At 43.5% G+C, this 20,009-nt stretch carries 20 protein-coding genes and 1 riboswitch; of the genes, 2 read left to right on the top strand and 18 right to left on the bottom strand.

Annotated elements, in window-relative coordinates; genetic code table 11:
* Window positions 1–214: 214 nt before the first annotated feature.
* From eno to mtaB, 5 genes are all read right to left on the bottom strand, one after another.
* Entirely contained in the window at window positions 215–1,534 is a 1,320-nt protein-coding gene (gene eno / locus F3H12_RS10975) for a phosphopyruvate hydratase (protein ID WP_149679370.1), read from the bottom strand.
* A gap of 171 nt (window positions 1,535–1,705) precedes the next feature.
* Window positions 1,706–2,311, bottom strand: coding sequence for an ECF transporter S component (locus F3H12_RS10970; protein ID WP_149679369.1), 606 nt, complete (start codon window positions 2,309–2,311; stop codon window positions 1,706–1,708).
* A 132-nt stretch (window positions 2,312–2,443) separates the two neighbouring features.
* A riboswitch (FMN riboswitch) is annotated at window positions 2,444–2,574 on the bottom strand.
* Between the two features lie 129 nt (window positions 2,575–2,703).
* Window positions 2,704–3,663 carry an aldo/keto reductase gene (locus F3H12_RS10965; protein ID WP_479694078.1) on the bottom strand — a complete coding sequence of 320 codons (960 nt, stop codon included), beginning with the start codon at window positions 3,661–3,663 and terminating at the stop codon, window positions 2,704–2,706.
* Between the two features lie 141 nt (window positions 3,664–3,804).
* Window positions 3,805–4,050, bottom strand: a complete 246-nt coding sequence (locus F3H12_RS10960; protein WP_149679367.1) for an IreB family regulatory phosphoprotein — start codon at window positions 4,048–4,050, stop codon at window positions 3,805–3,807.
* 205 nt (window positions 4,051–4,255) lie between these two features.
* On the bottom strand, window positions 4,256–5,578 hold the full coding sequence (gene mtaB / locus F3H12_RS10955; RefSeq protein ID WP_149679366.1) for a tRNA (N(6)-L-threonylcarbamoyladenosine(37)-C(2))-methylthiotransferase MtaB: 1,323 nt from the start codon (window positions 5,576–5,578) through the stop codon (window positions 4,256–4,258).
* A 226-nt stretch (window positions 5,579–5,804) separates the two neighbouring features.
* Between mtaB and F3H12_RS10950 the strand changes: the two genes are divergently transcribed.
* Complete coding sequence (locus F3H12_RS10950) at window positions 5,805–6,035, top strand: HPr family phosphocarrier protein (protein ID WP_149679365.1); 231 nt, start codon at window positions 5,805–5,807, stop codon at window positions 6,033–6,035.
* A gap of 112 nt (window positions 6,036–6,147) precedes the next feature.
* Here F3H12_RS10950 and F3H12_RS10945 read toward each other — a convergent pair whose 3' ends face one another.
* Together F3H12_RS10945 and F3H12_RS10940 are read right to left on the bottom strand one after the other, a co-directional pair.
* The gene (locus F3H12_RS10945) at window positions 6,148–6,687 is read right to left on the bottom strand and encodes a chromate transporter (protein WP_149679364.1); all 540 of its coding nucleotides are present in this window, start codon (window positions 6,685–6,687) and stop codon (window positions 6,148–6,150) included.
* Window positions 6,674–7,243: a chromate transporter gene (locus tag F3H12_RS10940; RefSeq protein WP_188118498.1), complete on the bottom strand. Its 570-nt coding sequence runs from the start codon at window positions 7,241–7,243 to the stop codon at window positions 6,674–6,676. The genes F3H12_RS10945 and F3H12_RS10940 overlap by 14 nt, the downstream gene beginning before the upstream one ends.
* Before the next feature lie 161 nt (window positions 7,244–7,404).
* Between F3H12_RS10940 and galE the strand changes: the two genes are divergently transcribed.
* Window positions 7,405–8,442, top strand: coding sequence for a UDP-glucose 4-epimerase GalE (galE, locus tag F3H12_RS10935; protein ID WP_149679362.1), 1,038 nt, complete (start codon window positions 7,405–7,407; stop codon window positions 8,440–8,442).
* A 58-nt stretch (window positions 8,443–8,500) separates the two neighbouring features.
* Here the strand turns inward: galE and F3H12_RS10930 are convergent, their stop codons facing one another.
* From F3H12_RS10930 to F3H12_RS13375, 11 genes are all read right to left on the bottom strand, one after another.
* A complete protein-coding gene (locus F3H12_RS10930) occupies window positions 8,501–9,028 on the bottom strand; it encodes a VanZ family protein (protein ID WP_149679361.1) in 528 nt (175 codons plus the stop codon).
* A 125-nt stretch (window positions 9,029–9,153) separates the two neighbouring features.
* Window positions 9,154–9,522: a hypothetical protein gene (locus F3H12_RS10925; RefSeq protein WP_149679360.1), complete on the bottom strand. Its 369-nt coding sequence runs from the start codon at window positions 9,520–9,522 to the stop codon at window positions 9,154–9,156.
* 134 nt (window positions 9,523–9,656) lie between these two features.
* Window positions 9,657–11,717 (bottom strand): O-antigen ligase family protein, encoded by a 2,061-nt coding sequence (locus F3H12_RS10920; RefSeq protein WP_149679359.1) that lies wholly within the window; start codon window positions 11,715–11,717, stop codon window positions 9,657–9,659.
* A 26-nt stretch (window positions 11,718–11,743) separates the two neighbouring features.
* Complete coding sequence (locus tag F3H12_RS10915) at window positions 11,744–12,886, bottom strand: mannose-1-phosphate guanylyltransferase (RefSeq protein ID WP_149679358.1); 1,143 nt, start codon at window positions 12,884–12,886, stop codon at window positions 11,744–11,746.
* A gap of 22 nt (window positions 12,887–12,908) precedes the next feature.
* Complete coding sequence (locus F3H12_RS10910; protein WP_149679357.1) at window positions 12,909–14,105, bottom strand: Coenzyme F420 hydrogenase/dehydrogenase, beta subunit C-terminal domain; 1,197 nt, start codon at window positions 14,103–14,105, stop codon at window positions 12,909–12,911.
* Between the two features lie 7 nt (window positions 14,106–14,112).
* On the bottom strand, window positions 14,113–15,648 hold the full coding sequence (locus F3H12_RS10905) for an oligosaccharide flippase family protein (RefSeq protein ID WP_149679356.1): 1,536 nt from the start codon (window positions 15,646–15,648) through the stop codon (window positions 14,113–14,115).
* A complete protein-coding gene (locus tag F3H12_RS10900) occupies window positions 15,648–16,832 on the bottom strand; it encodes a polysaccharide pyruvyl transferase family protein (RefSeq protein ID WP_149679355.1) in 1,185 nt (394 codons plus the stop codon). Before F3H12_RS10900 ends, F3H12_RS10905 begins: the two co-directional genes overlap by 1 nt.
* Complete coding sequence (locus tag F3H12_RS10895; protein ID WP_149679354.1) at window positions 16,829–17,701, bottom strand: glycosyltransferase family 2 protein; 873 nt, start codon at window positions 17,699–17,701, stop codon at window positions 16,829–16,831. The genes F3H12_RS10900 and F3H12_RS10895 overlap by 4 nt, the downstream gene beginning before the upstream one ends.
* Window positions 17,664–19,055 (bottom strand): O-antigen ligase family protein, encoded by a 1,392-nt coding sequence (locus F3H12_RS10890; protein ID WP_149679353.1) that lies wholly within the window; start codon window positions 19,053–19,055, stop codon window positions 17,664–17,666. Before F3H12_RS10890 ends, F3H12_RS10895 begins: the two co-directional genes overlap by 38 nt.
* Window positions 19,021–19,749, bottom strand: coding sequence for a glycosyltransferase family 32 protein (locus F3H12_RS10885; protein WP_149679352.1), 729 nt, complete (start codon window positions 19,747–19,749; stop codon window positions 19,021–19,023). The genes F3H12_RS10890 and F3H12_RS10885 overlap by 35 nt, the downstream gene beginning before the upstream one ends.
* Before the next feature lie 9 nt (window positions 19,750–19,758).
* The coding region (locus F3H12_RS13375; RefSeq protein ID WP_207706839.1) for a hypothetical protein at window positions 19,759–20,009 on the bottom strand (251 nt) is incomplete at its 5' end.

The raw sequence follows: 20,009 nt of genomic DNA, 5'->3' as shown, positions 1-20,009 counted from the left end.
TACTTGAGATTTCAACTCCATGCTCTCTTTTTTGCAAAAAATGTTGGAGCACCGAAGTTATTTCCCTTCGGCACCCCAACATTTATTATAGAACCGAAACTCAAAAACGCTTTGCCAAATGCCACAATAGAAAACTAAGAGGCTGGACCATAACGGTTCAGCCTCTTTATATGCATTGCAGACGCATGAATACTGCCTTACTTTAATTCAACCCTTACTTGTTCTTCAGATTGAACCAAGCGGCAAGGCCAGGATACTCGGCCACTTCGCCCAGCTCTTCCTCGATGCGGAGCAGCTGGTTGTATTTTGCCACACGGTCGGTTCTGGAAGGCGCACCGGTCTTGATCTGGCCGGAGTTGGTGGCAACAGCAATGTCGGCGATAGTGGCGTCCTCGGTCTCGCCGGAGCGGTGGGAAGTAACAGCGGTATAGCCGGCCCTGTTGGCCATCTGGATAGCTTCCAGGGTTTCGGTGAGGGTACCGATCTGGTTAACCTTGATGAGGATGGAGTTGGCAACACCCAGGTCTATACCCTTCTTCAGGCGCTGGGTATTGGTTACGAACAGGTCGTCGCCAACCAGCTGAACCTTCTTGCCCAGCTTTTCGGTGAGCAGCTTCCAGCCTTCCCAGTCTTCCTCGGCAACGCCGTCCTCAATGGAGATGATGGGATACTTGCTGCACATTTCTTCCCAGAAAGCAACCATTTCTTCCTTGGTCATCCACTTGTCGGTCTTCCACCAGTAGTACATGCCTTCCTTGCCCTTAGCCTTGGCTTCCTCATACATCTCGGTGGAAGCGGCATCGATGGCGATTCTGAAATCTTCGCCAGGCTTGAAGCCGGCCTTCTCAACGGCCTCAAGGATAACCTGGATAGCTTCCTCATCGGACTTCAGGTTGGGAGCAAAGCCGCCCTCGTCACCAACAGCGGTGGAATAACCCTTGCCCTTCAGCACGCTCTTGAGGTTGTGGAACACCTCAGCGCACCACTGGAGCGCCTGCTTGAAGCTCTTGGCGCCAACGGGCATGATCATGAATTCCTGTATGGTCACGCTGTTGTCGGCATGCTTGCCGCCGTTGATGATGTTCATCATGGGAACAGGCAGAACCTTGGCATTGGTTCCTCCGATATACTGGTAAAGGGGCAGCCCCAGCGCTTCAGCCGCCGCCTTGGCAACAGCCAGCGATACGCCCAGGATGGCGTTGGCACCCAGCTTGCTCTTGTTGGGTGTGCCGTCCAGCTCAATCATGGTCTTGTCGATGAGGACCTGATCAAATACGTTCATGCCAACGATCTCAGGGGCAATAATTTCATTGACATTGTCAACTGCTTTCTGAACGCCCTTTCCGAGATAACGGCTCTTGTCACCGTCGCGGAGCTCAACAGCTTCAAAGGCACCTGTTGAAGCACCGGAAGGAACTGCTGCGCGGCCTACGAATCCGCCTTCAACAACCACTTCAACCTCGACGGTGGGATTTCCGCGTGAATCCAGTATTTCTCTTGCCAATATGCCTTCAATCTCAAGGTATTGCTTCATATCCCGTAACTCCTTCCTTTTGTAAGTCAATAACCACATATTAGCATACATGAAACGGCAAGGGTTGTAAAGGTAGTTTACCCCATTCCGCGGGGTACTTTAATAAAAAATTAACATACTTTCCGATCCCATTTAGTCCCATCATGCCCCAATCAGTCCAAAAGCATTCCCTCATCTGTGAAGAATGGGCGAAACCCGCTTGTAGGAGACAAAGGTCAGCAGCGAAACTACGATGGTCTTGATAACATTGAACGGAATGATGCCATAGAGAATGAGGGTCGCAAGATCCACAATGTTCTGGTTTTTCTCGGCACCCGACTGAATGATGCTCCGCAGCGATTCCTCAGGGGTGATGCTGAACTTATCGGCAAAGATCTCCACATAGAGCGGGATCATGACAAAATAGTTAACCAGTGTGGCCAGAACCACCATGGTAACAGAGCCGATAACGAGTCCCATGATGGCTGTCTTAATCGATTTTTTCCGTTTATAGACCCATGCGGCCGGAACTACAAAAGAACAGCCCACGACAAAGTTGGCCAGCTCTCCCACTCCCCCTGTTATGGTGAAGGGCAGATGGATCAGGTTCTTCACCAGCTCGATGACCACGCCCGCCAGGGGGCCTATGGCAAAAGCGCCCAGAAGCACAATGATTTCACTCAGGTCCAGTTTCAGGAAAGGCGGCATGAAGGGAAGCGGGGTCTCAATGAACATAATGGCTGCGGCCAGTGCGGCCAGGATGCCTACCTTGGCGATGAATTTTGTCCGGTTCTGCATAAAAAAACACTCCTTCTTTTTAGTACAATCAGGGGTGTTTTCTTCGGCCGGAGACGCTACAGGGCTTATATGTAAGCCTTAGTCAGGCATAAAAAAACCCTGAAGCAATCTCAGGGGTGTCAGCAGAGAAACGATCATCTTCTCCCATCCAGACTTTAACTGTCGGCTCCGGAATCTCACCGGATCGTGCTTAACGCTCGCGGGCTAATGGCTCATGCCATATTACCGCCGGTAGGGACTTTCACCCTGCCCCGAAGATTGTACCGTATGATTTGTATTTAGTTTTATATTCATTTTAATCCCGTGCAGGATTGCTGTCAACTATTTATAAGTATCAAATCCTGTTTACTTACAGCGATGATCAGTTCGCCCAACACAGGCAGAATCCGCTATCAATACACCTTCAGGGCAAACAACGGGCAGGCCGCGGAGCAATAACCGCACGTAACGCATCGGTCGTGATCAATCACAAGTTTACTATCCTTCAGCGACAGGGCTTTTTGCTGGCAGCGCTCCACGCATTTCCCGCAAGCCTCACACCAGAAATCCACGTGAAGTGCCTTCCTGGGACCGGCGGCAGCCCGGCCGCCAAAGCGGCTGATGGCTTCGATATCCTCAAACAAAGCCACATTCATGCGTACCTCGTCGATATTTTGCATGCCCACGGCAATGGCATCCAGCCAGGGAATTCCCAAAGCAAACCTCAGGGCATCCTCAAATTCTCCCAAAAGGTTCCCGCCGCCGAATATCTTCATACCGTATATGCCCTTTCCTGCATCATGGGCTTCCTTTATTGCTGCAAGCATTTCATCGACGGGCCCGTCACAAATCCCCAGGCCGCGCTTGTTGACAATGGGATGGATGACGTCCATCTCCGGAATTGCGGCGGCAGCCTTCACCGCCGCGATGTGATGGGTGGAAATCCCCACAGCCCGGATCACACCGGCCTGTTTCTGCTCGAGATAGTATTCAAATGCCTCCCAGTGTCCCCGGATGGTGTGCTCGCTTTCCTGTTCATGCATCAGGAAGAGATCGATGGTATCAACACCTGTCTCGGTAAGCGCCCTGTCCAGGCAACGCTTGGCATCTTCCCGGGTATAAGCATAGCATTTGGACGCAATCACGGGTCTGATGCCGCTCCTTTCAATGGCACGCCTGATATAGGGATAGGTATCATAAAGGTCGGCAGTATCGATAAAGTTAACGCCCAATCGCAGGGCTTCCTCTATGACCGCTGCGCCTTCCTCCACGCTCAGGTTTCTCTGAAGCGGTCCAATCACCAAAGCACCAAAGCATAGCCGTGAAACTTTTATTCCGGTTTTACCCAAAAAACGGTATTCCAATCGATCCACCCCTGTATACATGGTCTGTTATGGATACAGACAGATTTGGGACAAGTCCTCCCCTAATATATATCACAAACACCAGGCAGCGCACATATCCCGGGCAACAAAAAACCTGCCCGAAGGCAGGTTCATCACTGAGTGTCAATATTATCTTTCGAGGTAGTAGCGCAGCAACTCTTCCAGTATTTCATCGCGCTCCACGCGACTGATCAGGCTTCTAGCATTGTTGTGGCTGGTTATATAGGTAGGATCGCCGGACATAATGTATCCCACTATTTGGTTAATCGGGTTGTACCCTTTCTCCGTAAGCGCTTCATAGACCTTTAGAATGATCTCACGGGTTTGGTTCGGATACTCATTGCTAAAATCAAACTTTACGGTGCCTTGGTTCATGATCTCACCCGCTTTCTACAAAATCGACCGATGGTGTATCTTGAATGACACATGTTACCAAGATTCGGCTGACCTTTGCATCCGTATGTTAACCAGCCGGAAGAAGCCTGTAATTACAATTGCATGATTATTCCAACCTCCGATGATTTAATCTTAATATATCCGTGGGCCTAAATCAAGCTTTCATAAGCTTTGTAACCAACCTTTAATCTAACGGCACGCCCACCATGCGTTCACCGTCGATGTCCACCAATTTGACAGGCAAAATCTTGCCAATCACCGACTGGTCGAGCCGTGCTTCCACCTGAATATAGTTGGGCGTAAGTCCTTCCAACAGATCCGGCGTACCATTCACGGGTTGCTCGAACAGAACCCTTTGCGTGGTGCCGACGAATCGCCGGAAGAACGATTCGCGGTTCTTTTCCGCCAGAGCGATCATTGCCCGGCTTCTCTCTTCCTTCACCTCCGGGGGCACCTGATCCTTAAACCGCGCCGCAGGCGTTCCTTTCCTGGGGGAATACTTAAACACGTGGGCCCACAGGAAGCCCATTTCCTCGCAAAAGGCATAGGACTCCTCAAACTCCTGCTGGGTCTCACCCGGAAAGCCCACCATCACATCCGTGGTGATGGCCACATCGGGAATCTCTTCCTTCAGAGCCATCACAATCCGCCTGAAGTCATCCGGCGTATACCTGCGGTGCATCCGCTTCAATGTCCCTGCACTCCCGCTTTGCAAAGAGATGTGATAATGGGGACAAAGCTTGGTTATGCCTTTGGCTTGTTGTATGAAATTCCGCGTAATGAACATGGGCTCCAGGGATCCCAGCCTGATGCGCTCAATACCGTCAACCCGGTTGATTTCCTCGACAAGGGTCATCAGATCGGCTCCTGTGGCGCCGTCCTTATAGGAAGTGATGTGAATTCCGGTCAGCACCACCTCTTTGAAGCCCCGCCGCGCAAAGCTTTCCGCTTCCCTCAGCACATCCTCCGCCTTCCTGCTTCTCACAGGTCCCCTGGCATAGGGAATAATGCAATAGGAGCAGAACTGGTCGCATCCGTCCTGCACTTTAATAAATGCGCGGGTATGCCCTGTATAGGTTTCAACGGGCAATTCCTCGAAATCAGACAGCTGCTGTCTGCTTCGCACATGGATGGATTTTCCAGTACGATGGGCAGCCTCTTCCACCAAGGAAACTATCTCATGCTTCATATTGTTGCCAACAACCAGGCTGACTCCTTCTATCTTCGCCGCTTCCTCAGGCGATACCTGGGCAAAGCATCCCACCGCAGCAATCACCGCGTTGGGGTTGATGCCATGAACCCTCCGCAGCATTTGCCTGGACTTACGATCCCCCATGTTGGTCACCGTACAGGTATTGACCACGTATACGTCGGCATACTCATCGCTGTCCACAACCTGGTAGCCGGCTTTTTCAAAGAGCCTTTTCATGCCCTCTGTTTCAGCAATATTAACCTTGCATCCCAGTGTGATGAAGGCTACTCGTTTTCCGCTTGCTATATGATTCATGCTTTCCAAACCGTCTCAACACTCCCAAATCGGTTTTCGGACGGCGCTTTCCCGTTCATGTCATTCTTGATGAGCCGTCCGAACATCTCATGAACTTTACAAAAACATCCAATTACCTTTAACAAAATCTTAACATAATAATTATTGACTATATGCCTTATAGGATACTAATATAAAATAGTATGGTTGATTTTGCAAAAATAACGCATGGAAGGCGGTGCATCATATGAATACATTCAATATTTTACTGAAGTCCATCAATGATGTGAAGGATTTTGTCAATATCGTCAACAAATATGACTTTGATGTGGATCTCACATCGGGAAGATATATCGTTGATGCCAAATCCATCATGGGCATTTTCAGCCTGGATCTCAGCAAACCCATCAAGATGGAAATTCACGGTGACAATCCTGAGGATTTCATCAACGAGATCAAGCAGTTTATTGTTGAATGATCCCTACCTGGTAGATTTCATCTATCGCCTTCTGAGCGAAGGCAAACAGGTATTCTTAAAATCAATCAGGCCCAATGCGTTTGCTTGGGCTTTTTTGCTGCCTTAGATTCATTCAGCACAATATCAGACCGGCAACCATGGACATAAGCACAATCAGGATGACGTTAATTTTCGTGAAGACCGCCACAAGGATGGCGCCCGCAAAAATTGCAAAAGGCCCCCAGTTCACGAGAAGCGGTGCCTGAAGATTGACAAAGGATTCCAGTGCAAAGAAGATTGCCGCGGAAGCGATAAAGGCTACTGTAACCGGCCTTATGCCTTTCATGCATGACTCCACAGCCCGGCTCTCCTTGAACTTGAGAATAAAGTGTGCAACGAGGATGACCAGCACGAAGGAAGGCAGCGAAACGCCCAGTGTCGCCACAAGGGAGCCCCAGAACCCGGCAATCCGATAACCCACATAGGTGGCAGCGTTCACAGCGATAGGGCCCGGCGTGATCTGGGAAATGGCGGCTATATCGGCAAACTCCTGTTGCCCAATCCAGCCGCGTTGGGTCAGTTCCTGCTGAATGATGGTCAGGATGGCATATCCTCCGCCAAAACCGATCAGGCCAATCTTGACGAATACCAGGAAAAGACTAATCAGTATCATGCCGCTTCACCCTCCCGGCCTGATAGTAAAGATAACCCGCCAGAGCGCCGGCGGCGATGATGAACACGATGCTCACATCAAGCCATGTGGTTACGGCGAAAGCAAGCACCGCAAGAATGAGTGCAAACCAATCCTTGATAACGGATTTGCCCAGCCTGACCACGGTAACCGCAATAACGCCTGCAACCCCTGCTTTTATGCCTGTCAGGGCCTTGCTGACATAAACGTTCCCGCTCACGGTGTCAAACAGGATGGCTATGGCCAGGATGGAGATAAAGGATGGGAGAATGACACCGATGGCTGTTACAACAGCCCCGGCTATTCCCGCTATCCTGTAACCGATATAGAAAGCAGAGTTGATGGCAATCACTCCCGGAAGGGACTGGGATATGGCAAAGGCATCCACGATCTCTTCCTTGGAGATATATTGCTTATTGTCGACAATCTCCCGTTCAATAATGGGCAGCATGGCAAGACCGCCGCCAATGGTAAAAGCCCCAATCTTGAAAAAGGTTATAAACAGATCCCATAGCAAGGCTGCTCTTGATTTTTTCATGCGTTTCTCCATCGGTTCATATTCCTTTTGACAGCTTTGATTGTATCATAGGGTATGAAAAAGGGGCAATAAAGATACATACAACTGCCATTGCGTTGACCGGGCGTTCCCGGTATGATAAGATGCATCTGAAATGTAAAAAGGAAGACAGGTGATTTTTCATGAGCCATGCTGCCAGCAAAGCAACTGTCCTTGTGACCGGCGGCGCGGGATATATCGGTTCCCATACAGTGGTTGAACTGCTGGATCAGGACTACAGCGTTATCATCGTCGATAACTTTTCCAACAGCAAACCCGAGGTGCTCAACAGGATTCGCGAGATAACCGGAAAGGATTTTCTCTTCTATAAAGTAGATTTACTGGATAAGGATGCGTTGGAAGAGGTCTTCAAAAAGCACCGGATAGATGCGGTCATCCATTTTGCCGGACTGAAAGCCGTTGGAGAATCGGTTTCCATCCCCATAAAGTATTATCATAACAATCTGACAGGCACACTGAATCTCTGCAGCCTCATGGAAAAATACCAGGCCAAGCGCATGGTCTTCAGTTCCTCGGCCACGGTATACGGGCTTAACAACAAGGCTCCCTTCACCGAGGACATGCCCCTTTCGGCCACCAACCCCTATGGCTGGACCAAGTTCATGATAGAGCAGATATTGCGGGACATCTATGTTGCCGATAACTCATGGAGTACTATTCTATTGAGGTATTTCAATCCCATCGGTGCCCATGAGAGCGGACGGATTGGCGAGGATCCCAACGGCATCCCCAACAATCTCATGCCCTATATCACGCAGGTTGCGGTGGGCAAGCGGGAACATCTCAATGTATTCGGCAATGACTACGATACCCATGACGGCACCGGAGTAAGGGACTATATCCATGTGGTGGACCTGGCCAAGGGTCACATCAAGGCCCTTGAGAAGGTCTTGACCAGCACAGGGGTGGATGCGATCAACCTGGGAACCGGCGTGGGATACAGTGTTCTGGATGTGGTAAAAAGCTTCGAAAAGGCCAATGGCCTCAAAATACCCTATAAGATTACCGGCAGGAGGCCGGGCGATATCGGCACCTGCTTTGCCGATCCGGGCAAGGCGCTGAAAGTGTTGGGCTGGAAGGCTGAAAAGAGCCTGGAAGACATGTGCCGCGACTCATGGAACTGGCAGAAGAATAATCCGGAGGGGTATGGCGATCGGTAAGCACCGATCTGTTCAGAAGGCATGAAGACATAAAAGCCGCCTGGGAAGATTCAGGCGGCTATTTGCTTACGCTGTTCTCGAGTTCCCGGATACGTCGTTTGAGCGATCTGATCCTGGAACAGACGGCATAAACCAGGAAGAATACCAAAAGACCAGTTAAAGCGCCGGTGGCGTCAAGAAGGACATCGGACCACTGGGGGCCTCTTCCGGGTATAAACCGTTGCCGGAACTCATCCAGTACGGCCGTTGCCAAACAGATGGCGGCAGATGCCGAAAACGCTGCCCATCTTTTTCTGAGCAGGGTAACCATCAGGAAACCCGTTGTCATGCCGTGATAGAAGAACTCCGTGTAATGGGCAAGTTTTCGCACCATGGCATGCAGGGTGATATCCCAGAATTCATCGCCGGGATTCACATAAAAATGCCTTGCGATGAGATCCCTGATAAAGTGCGCTACGGCCATGCTCATCCGGCTTGATTCTTCACCGCTGTAGCTCGTAAACAAAATGATGATGCTGAAGGATGACAGCCAAAGCGCTATTGAAACCAGAATCCGGATGATGTTTTTATTCTTCCCAGCTGCCATAATGCCTCTCCCGTTTTAAATGCTGCACAGCACAGTTTTCCCTGTTGTATTAGAATCCCCAAAAGTCCAGCAAAAAAGCCAGGCTCAAGCCTGGCTTCTCACATTGCTCGTTCCGGTGTTCCTAATCAACCGGCATTGCTTTCCTTGCCTTTTCTGGTGGCCAGCACGATTGCTGCCAGTATGCAGATGCCACCGGCAATGTAGAACACATAAGCAGGAACGCCACCGGTCTGAACCAGTTCGCCAGAAGCCGGAATATCTTGATCTTCGATACTGGCTATAGCTAACTGATACGCAGCTGCATAGTCACCGGAATCCCCTGAATCTTCGGGAGGAGATTGCGGCACTTCCTCGTCATACATATCTTGTACAACTGTCTGACCAGAACCAGGAGCTGTAGGATCTTCAATGATAGCTTCATTTTCTGCGAAACTCATGCATGCAAATACGAATGTGAACACTAATACCATCAATAAACATATTGTTTTTTTCACATTCCTCGCCTCCTTTGGAACCACAGAAATATTATACTATCATATGCATTTTTTTGCAATTCCCTTGCCCTAACATTTTATATAGTAAATGTGTATAAATAATAACGAAGATGATGCATTAAGATTAGGCAAATTTAAAAACTTTTCAGCAAAGCCAATGCCTGATGCTTATATTCCATTATGGTTTCGTCGGCAGTAACCTTCGGCAATTGATCAACTTGAGAGCAACGAATCAGCATTTCCCTGCACTTATCCATATTATTGTTGTTTCTATAATATTCCGCAGATTTCAAATAACATTTTGCCAAGAGTTCATAGTTGCTGTTTTTCAGGGGCTGCAGTTCGATAAGCTTTTCAGCATTCTCCAGCGCCTTCAGCGGCTGATCGGACTCATAACAGATAAAAGCCAGTATTTCCCGGTACTCCGGATAGCAAGGATTCAGTAAAACACTCTGTTCAGCCTCCTTTATGGCCGTACGTCGCCAGCCTTCAACTTGTATCGGATCGGCACTTCTTTTTGAATAATTATAATAGACTTTGGCAAGCTGAAAATGGTAAACCGGGTTGAGCGGATCAAGATGGCTCGCCTTAAGATAATAGGTCCCTGAAGTCACATAATCCTTCCTTAACAAACTGTTAAAACCCCGATCTGCGTAATAAGCGGAGGCAGTAAATAATCCGCTAACGGAGAATAATGCAGAACAGGCTACGATAACCGCCAGCTTCGCAGCATTACTACGGAACGATATCGTTTGCAGGACAGTTCCTGCATTGGCCGTGCTTTTCTCCGAAAGGCAGACCGCTGAACCGGCAACAAATGTCCACAATAATAAAGCCATTGAGACATATGAGAGGTTGAAGTCAAATGAGGAATGTAATACAAGAGCTAAAAAGCCGCAGAAAATACCGGTGAGCATGATACGTTCCGTATCATCCTTCTGATTTATCAGTGAATAGAACATATTGATAAGTGAGAGCAGAATGATTGCCAGAAAACTGATAAAACCCAGAATACCGGCTTCTACGAATACCTGCAAATAATGGTTATGGACTGTACGAGCCACATAGAACATATCCTGTACGCTTTGATAAAGGGAATACCATCCGCCGCCCCCCAGACCCAGCAACCAGTTGGACGATATCAGCTTCAAAGCATCACGGAAATAGGTCAGCCGAAGTATGATATTCCTATCTTGCAATCCCAATGTCTGAAATCGCATAATGATGTTTCCGGGTAATATTGCCGTTATGCCATGATTGAGGACGATAACTGCGGCAACAGCCAGAAATCCCACCAGGCAAACAACGGCCAAGCCATTCCTGATACTTGCCTTAGCGCCGGATAGCAGCGAGGATACCACACCATATATCAAACTCAGTATCACGGCCGCCATAAATGATACGGCCATCCATTTTGCTATGGAAATGTAGTCTCTGGAGCCGCCCAGGGTGATAATTCTCCCAATAAATAAGAAAGCCGGTACAACCGTGCAAACGAAGGAGCAGACATATTTCAGTCTATAACCCTTGGGCTGGAGCGCCCACATCAGCAAAAATACAGCGATACCAACCAAAAAGCCGCCTCTTGAACTGGTCAGGAGCAACGCAAGAAATGCGATATTCCCCATACCGGAAAGCATGAGCTTTAATAGTATACTCTTTACTGAATGAATCAGTGCAATTGAAAATACAACGCATATCATAAAGTAAACAGCTGCAGTATTGGCATATTGAAACATGCCTCCAACCCGCATATATATCAAAGTATAATTCAGCGATTCAAATGCTCCGGATAAAGCCTCAATTCCGAGTATGGCATTAATAAAACCGGCGATGACGGTAAAAAGCATCAGCGTTTGTCCGAAAAGCCGTTTTTTATCATGATAATAGTCATACAGGATGATTGATACGAGCAAATACGTACTGATCTGAATGAGACTTGTGATATTGTCCCGTATGCTCACCGCCTTGGCAAAGCTCAGTATATAAGCCGCGATCAAACAGACTCCGAATACAAGAATCCATTTATGAAAGCGCATTGCTTCCCTGTTAGCCAGTTTCGTGAATAGATAGACAACCGAAAGCAACGCAAGGACAGCTAAAAACGCGTATGCTTCCAGCTCAAAATAAAGCCCTCTGAAAAGAGGGGATACGGAAATAACAAGAATCATCAATGTGGCAATTGCTTTCTTCATACTCCACCTTTAACTCGCAGCCGATATTATAGTAAATCGTTCCTGCCATTTTTTTTGAGTTTATCGACAATATCCTTTACTTCCTGGGCACGAGTCTTGGGACAAATCAGCAAAGCATCATCGGTATTAACCACTATCATATCCTTAAGGCCGACAGTAGCAATAAGCTGTTTTCCTTGTCCGTATATGATTGAGTTTTTCGTATCTATTTCAATAAAATCGGCCTTAATGATGTTACCATTCTCATCGGGTGGGAAAATAGCCCCCAATGCATCCCAGCTTCCGATATCATTCCAGCCGAAATCACCGGGAATCACATAAACATCGTTTGAACGCTCCAGTATGCCATAATCAATAGAGATACCTTTAATCCTGCTGTATGCCTTTTCCAGAGCTTCCATCTCATCCTTTTCGTCTTTTGCTTTCAAATAGGATTCCATTTCATCATAGATTCTCGGCAAGTATCTTTTGAAGTTATCCATAATGACAGAGACCTTCCAGATAAACATGCCGCTGTTCCACAAAAAATTACCCGATTCAATATAGGACTTGGCGCTCTCTCTGTCAGGCTTTTCAATGAACTGCTCGACTTCATAGACTCCGCTGAGTTCATGCAATGTGCTGGTATTACCATCCGCTTCGTCTCCGGCCGGCAAAGTTTCCAGCCTGTATACCAACTCGTTTTGCATATTGTACTGGATATAGCCATAACCAGTGGATGGGAAAGTCGGCTTTATTCCAATCGTGATTAATTTATCGGTTACCTCTGCAACACCTGCAGCCTTTCTGAGAATTCTGTTGAACTCCGGGACATTGGATATATAGTGATCTGCCGGCAGAACAAACATGATGCCGTCCCCGTGTTCCTTATATATCTTCATTGCTGCATACAGGATACAGGGGGCGGTATTCCTGGGCATCGGCTCTGCCAGTATGTTTTGCACAGATATCTGTGGATTGATGACAGACTTCAGCAGTTCTTTCTGTCTGTCAGCGGTTACAATATAGGTATTCTCATAAGGCACAATGTTTTTAATCCGGTCTATTGTCTCGTTAATCATAATGTCATTGCCGGTAATGTTGTGCATCTGCTTGGGCAGCTCTTGCCGGCTGAGCGGCCAGAATCGTGTCCCACCGCCACCTGCCATGATCACGGAGTATATAACCATGTTTCTCTCCTATATAAAAGTTTTACTTAGCCATTTGATTTCTTAGCTTTTTTACTATTGACCAGCCAAAAACGAGGATTTTTAAAAATGCTTCACGTATATATAAATATAGTTTCTCCAGATTTCCTTTCTTTAGAAGCTCATCAACTAATGTGTCGAAAGATTCATCCCTATATCTTTTGAAAAATAAATCCCGGTTGCGATGGAGTCCAGCGGATCTAGCAATATACGGATTTGTCTTTATCGCATGAGTTATTTCAGATTCTCTTATATCCATTGAGTCTTTGAGCTTGTTGAAGTATTCATAACCCTTAGCAGTATTGACAATTACTAAAGACACACCGGTATCATCGTCGAATTCAGGGAACCTTGAAGAAACTCCCCAATAATCACCAAGAGTAATATCACTGCCGCTTTTTAAGTTTTTAACCTTACAATTGTAGCAAGAAGGTCGAAGATATAAATTTCCAATAAATCCGCGCATGTATGCGCTCTTATCCTTTTGGCATAAATACTTCTTTTTATTCTCAAAGGAAATCGAAAAATAATAATCTTTCCAGCCAGTTTTTTTATCCCTGAAATTAATACCTGTTGCTCTTGACCCGAATTCTTTTTCGAGACCAGCTAAGTAATACTTCAAAACATCACATGAAGGAGAACCATGACATACCACATCTACACATAGCAAAGTTTTATAGGATCTCTGCAAAAAGGCTTTAAGCCCGGCTACCTGACAAGGTGTTCCTGTAAACAGGACATATCTGCCCTGATTCAAATATGCCTTAACCTCTTGATAGCTATCGCCCATATCACTTTGCGCATATTTCGAGCCCCGCAATAGATGAATTTTGTCCTTGTCCTCAACTGAAAGATGTCTAATCATATTATTGGAGTCAATGCCTGCCCCAAAAACTACACCATTATGCTTCTCAATTATATGATCGGCCAGAAGGGTAAAAATCCCTCCTGATGAGCTTTCCCTGCGTATTTGGATGTCTTTGTTCTTTGCTGCATACACTTTCAGAGGAGTAGTTGGAGAAAACTGATTTAATGATGGACAAACCATCTCGCATCGTTTGCAGTTAATACAGGTGTTTTGATCCACAATAGGATATAAAAATCCTTCATCATCCTTAGCCATTATAATACATCTTGAAGGACATATGGAATAACATGCTGAACAGCCATAACAGTCCGACTTGTTCTGAATGCATATCATGGTTTTATTACCTCATAATCAATTTCTTAGCTCTTGTCTTAAGCATTATATATGGTTCTCTGGCAAGATTTTTCTCGTAGGTATTCATGCCGAGCAACCACATACATATCAAATAAAGGATTGAAAATATACCCCCGTATATAGCAAGTCCCAGATAGCCTTTCAACACCACACACTGTTTAAATACATATGTAATTATTCCAGGGAGAACCATAGCAGGTAATATCTTACCAACTTCAAGCCAAAACCTTGGTATGTCAAGTCTTATTATCTTATAATAATAAACATTCATCGTAACACCCTGTCCAACCAAAAAAGCAGTAGCAGTACCAATGGCACATCCAAATATCCCAAAAGCCTTAATAAGCGGGATTGAGATTGCAATATTGAGAATGGCAATAAAAACATAAGCTACTGATCGAAAAGCATGTTTGTTTTTAGCCTGTAAAACGGATATCCCCAAGTTTTGAATAAGAGGAATTGTCAACGGGACCATTAGAATGAGAGCAATCCAATAAGAATCACTATACTCACTGCCTGCCCATAGTGTGACAAAATCCTCTCCAATTAAAATAAATCCGGATAAAATATAACCAAGAATGATGAGTTGCATTCTCCCTATTTTGATAAAGAGTTCGGAAATCTCATTTGAATCTGAATTCTTTACATCAATTGCAGTAAGCCTTGGGAGAAATACACTGGAAACAGCTGTTGATAAAGAGAGATAATACGTAGCAAACTGTACACCTATTGAATACACTGAAATTGAAACTGTTCCCGAGAAAATACCCAGCAAGAACTGTCCAGTATTCCAATATACACGATCTACGATTATACCGAGGAAAATAAAAAATGAATATATTGAAAGTTCTTTTAGCAAAGGTATATTAAATCTCTCAAATTGCAGTTTTACCTTCAGGTTGTTTACACAATAAACTATGCAGTACAAGTTGAATAATAAATTGAGTATTACTGTTACCAGTATCATGCCTATGGATTTATAACCCATCGCTAAAACGAGAACCATCAGAACTGGCATTAATACATTTTTTACCAACTGCAACCCTTTAATGAAAACGAAGCGTTCATAGGCATTTATTACTGACTGAAACAGGCTTAACGGAAAGGATATAGCAATATTAACAATAGCAATCCACATCAGAATTTTAGCCTTCTCTATCTCCCAGTTAGCCAAGGAATTCTGAAATAAACTCTCAATGTTAAAGATTAGCAACAACCCAATGATTAACGCTATAATCCCTATTCCTACATATAAGAGAAAAAGCATGCCAAGAAAGGCGTGCTCTTTTTCCTTGTTGTTCTCTGCCCGATATTTTGCTGTGTACCTTACAGCAGCATTTCCAAAACCAAAGTCAAGTATAGTTAAATAAGCTATGACTGAGTTGATAAGAGAGAACAAGCCATATTCAGATTGCCCCAGCTTACGTAGCATAAAAGGGGTGTATATTAGGGAGATAAGTATAGTTAGAATAAGCGATAGATATGATAATATAGCACCCGCTTTCAGCTGATTAACCCTCATTACCGACTCCCCACTATCTCGTCTATCTTATCAATTGCCTGATATGCGCGCTCAATATAACCAGGCATAAACGAATGTAAATGTTCTCTTATCTTATCCTCATTTTTATAAAGCCAAATAAACCCGTTCGTCAAATCTTCTTCGGATTGTAGGGATTGAACAGGTATAACGTAATTTTCATATGTGCCAAAAATATCCTTCGCTATGCCCTTAGCTTTAACAGAGTACCCTATGACAAGTGTTGGCACAAATGTAGAATATGCCGCTATTGTGGAGTGGGTACGTGCGCCAATAAACATTCTGCATTTCGAAATTATATATTTATATTGTTCTGCGGAATATGTATAATCAATAAGTGTACAATCATCTTTTTGCCTTACTCCTTTCATAATGTCTGAAAGAACCGTATAATCACCTATCCCTGTTCTCCTGTCGCATACATGTGGTATCAGTGCCACCTTCAACCCACATTTTTCAATTATATAATTTATCATGTTAATAACATTTTTATATACTAAATCCTCACTGGTGGTATATCGCATAATCAGCGGACTGATATTGATTCCTACTGTATCTTTAGACAGGCATACCTCGTCCAGCTTTTCTGGCTTAAGAATAAATGCTGGATCAGGAATTAGCGTTATGGGGGCAGTTATATTTTTCTCTAATAAATACTGGCGCGACAATGACTCCCTAACTATGATTAGGTCAAATTGATTAAGGTCCTTTACCATTCTGTCATCGAGCAATGACTTTTCAAAAGAGGACCCCCAATGAATAAGTGTTTTATTCTTCTCATGAAATTTTTTATCCATGGCATATAACCAATCGTTCTTTGTATTATAGCAGTAATTATCTCCTCCGACTGAAATGCATAGAACTGCATCTTGAGCATTTCTAAAATTCTTTATATTAAGAATCGTATAAAAAGGAACCGCTGACTTAAAGATTTTCCTTATAACACGGGCAATAAACGTCTGAATGGTATTTTCATGCGGATATATGCCCTTTCCATATTCATCAATTGTATCTATTTTCAGCATGGGTACTCGTCCATAGTCATTGGACAACGCAATGATATATGAATTCTCATACTTAGCTTTAATCATCGATGAAACAGATTTTACAATAGCTTCGCACCCTCTGTTATCTGGATTTCCAAAACCATAAAGTATTACTTTCATACCATATCACCCATATACTCTTTAAATATTCGCTTATATCGATTTTTTAATAATGTCCCAATAGTTTTAGTAATTATATCAATTTTATAATCACGCAAAAACTCTTTATCACCCTCTATAGCAAGGTAACAGGCATAGGCCTTAAACCTATCTATTACATTTCGTGCCATAGAAGCCTTTTGTATAAAAAAGAGGGCCGTACCTTTGGGGCTTTTGAGCATGATTCTCATTATATTCATGGATAAGCCATCTTCCAGGTACTGTCCGATATATAATATTTTGTCTGTATATATATATCTAAAGTGTTTATCGATTTGCAAATAAATAATGTTTTCCTGAAGAAACTTTTCTCCTTTGAATACAGGGAACATGTATTGTTTGATTATCTCTGTTCTGAAAGCAATTATTGTGTCTCCTGAAAACTTATATCTCTCATATAAGTCCGATAAAGTCCCATACAATATATTTTTAGGCCATTTATCCACTCTTGAATTGCTACGGGGACCAATAATTCCACAAATATCGCTAGATTTGGGTGTATTATCCCATATCATAAGTATTTCTTCAACTGCATTTGATGTAAGGCTGTCGTCAGAATCAACACACACGAATAATTCACTATCAGCTTCTTGAACAGCCAAGTTATGCGCTACATGCTTACCCTGGTTTTCCTGTTTATAATACTTAATCTCAATAAGCGCGTCATCAATGAAAGACTGTACGACTTCTTCAGTATTATCCGTTGAACCATCATCTACAATTAACCATACAAATTCTTTAGAGTTTTGTGCTATTAATGATTTATACAGATTCGGCAGTAACTTTGCACGGTTATATGTTGGTGTGAACACTGTCAATCTCTTTCCCATTTCTTATGCTCCTTTTTTCAGGCAAACTATTTGCCAAGAAATACGAAAATATCAAATAATAATACAGGCTAACATCTCGTACACTGCCAATAATAAAGTTATAAGCAGCAAGAATTATTAATGGAGCATACAGCAGCAGATTAAAAGATGCATTATTCTGCTTTTTAATCTTGAAAAAAAGCCTAACCAGTAAATAGAGGAAAGCAATACCACCAAATAAGCCAAATGAAACAAAGGAGTCCAAATAAAGATTATGAGCAGTAAACTTACTTTGGAAAGTCAGCTGATAATATACCCCGTTTCCAAGTAAAGTACTGCGCGTATTATCAAACAAAGAAATTATTGATTGAAGCATTAACATAATTCTATCTTCGTTACCCGCTAAAAATCTATCACTGAATGAATGAAAAACTCGACTGATAGTTTCTTTGTTATAAACCAATATCAATATGAAATATAAAAATACTAAAAAGAATACTATTTTATTGGATAGCTTCTTCTTTGGCAAAGATATAAATATCAGAATAAAAATAATACCCAATGACACCAAAAACGCTCTTGAAATAGTTACATAACCAAAAACAAATCCTGTAACGATGGATGCAAAGCTTAAAAGTTTATATACCAGTTTGGAGCCTTCAAGAATATAGATGTAATTCATGCATATTACAAAAAGAGCTATATTAGCTACTGTATTGGGACCCCCGAGTGCCCTGTATTCATCACCAAATCTGAAATTCTCATTAAACGCCCCCAACCCATAAGCCGATCCATATTTGTCGGTTCCTTCTATAACATTAATCACGATAACAGCTATAAATGCTATGGTAAACATAAGCATTATTTCATTGTAGTTTATTACTAATCCTTTCTTTGAGCAAATCATGAAAAAGTAAACTATTGACATGGCCCAAATCACTACTGTTCCCAGGGCCGTACCAGTATATAGCTGGAAGTTAATAAGTTCAAGGCCAAGGAGTACAATAACCAACAGCAACGAAATTATATCATATTTAATATTTGTACGTTTTATGATATTCTTAAAAAAAACTATAGGATATGCAGCAAAAAGGAAACTAACAATAGATGAACCAAGATAGAGTTGAATAACCGCTTGCAACAGCTGCAATCCCATCAGGAGAGAAAAGTTTTCACTCTCATCGCCTGTTATTACCAATACTGATATCAGTAATACATTAAGCATTGAAATAGCCTTACTGTCATTTGCTGAATAGAGTATAGCCAAGGCTACACTAACAATATATAGTATTAATCTGATTATCTTGATTTTTTGATCAATTCGAACTATGTTTAGGTAATCATTCTCTTCCAAGAATTCTCTTGAAAAAATCAATGGTATTCCTCCCAAGAAGTTTATATCCTATTCGTTTATATAAATATTCTAGTTTCTGTTTTCTTCCCACCCATGAAGCTGCAAATCGGTGGATTGTATATGTATCCTTTGTAAACTCTTGTCTGCGCCATATGCTATCGACCGGGCAAAAGAAAGTTCGGGGAAATACTGTAAACCCATTAATTGTCTGAAGTTGATTATTCTGCTTCAAACCGTAATTACACATTAGTTCGGTAAAATACTCACATACTGTTTTTGTATTATATCCATCCTCAAGTGCAAATTTCTCTTGTGAATAAATATCAAGCATTTCTTTAAAAAGGGAGTTACCTGGATACGCACTGTATAATACCAGACCAGGATTGATATACTCGTTTTCAAACCCAGAAAAGGCTTCATATTCGTTTATTATTGTTTCGAAGCTTTTTATGACCTCGACATCCGTATCAAAGTACAGTCCACCGTTCCTATATAATACATCGAATCGGAGCACATCTGAAACGAAAGCATACTTTTTTGCCTCATAGGCTTGCTTACAGTATTCGTTAATGTTGATGTCAAGGTTGCTTTCATTCCATTCAATAATCTCCCAGTCCGGAAAGAACTTCTCCCAGCTTCTGATACACTTTTTGACTAATGCTGGCTTCTTCCTGCCGCCCACCCATATGTAATGTATTTTTTTTACTGATTTCATTATGCTGCTTCACCCTAATCTATCATCATTTAATTCAAAGACTTTGCTTAACTGATTAATCGCGATACTATTTGAAAAAGGATTTTTAATCAGATAATCCTTCATTTCGTGCAATCTTGCATTATCTTCAATTATATTGGTTAATACCTGAGCTATGTGAGATGAATTATAATGATACCAGAAATTAAGACAGACAAAACGGCCAAAATAAGTTAGAATGGAACTATGGAAAAGAGAAGAAATTTTACACCGGAAGAAAA

Source organism: Thermoclostridium caenicola, from assembly GCF_900142095.1.
Lineage (GTDB): Bacteria > Bacillota > Clostridia > DSM-8532 > DSM-8532 > Thermoclostridium_A > Thermoclostridium_A caenicola.
Note: the sequence above shows the minus strand (reverse complement) of the source record. Positions and strands in the feature narration are given on the sequence as shown.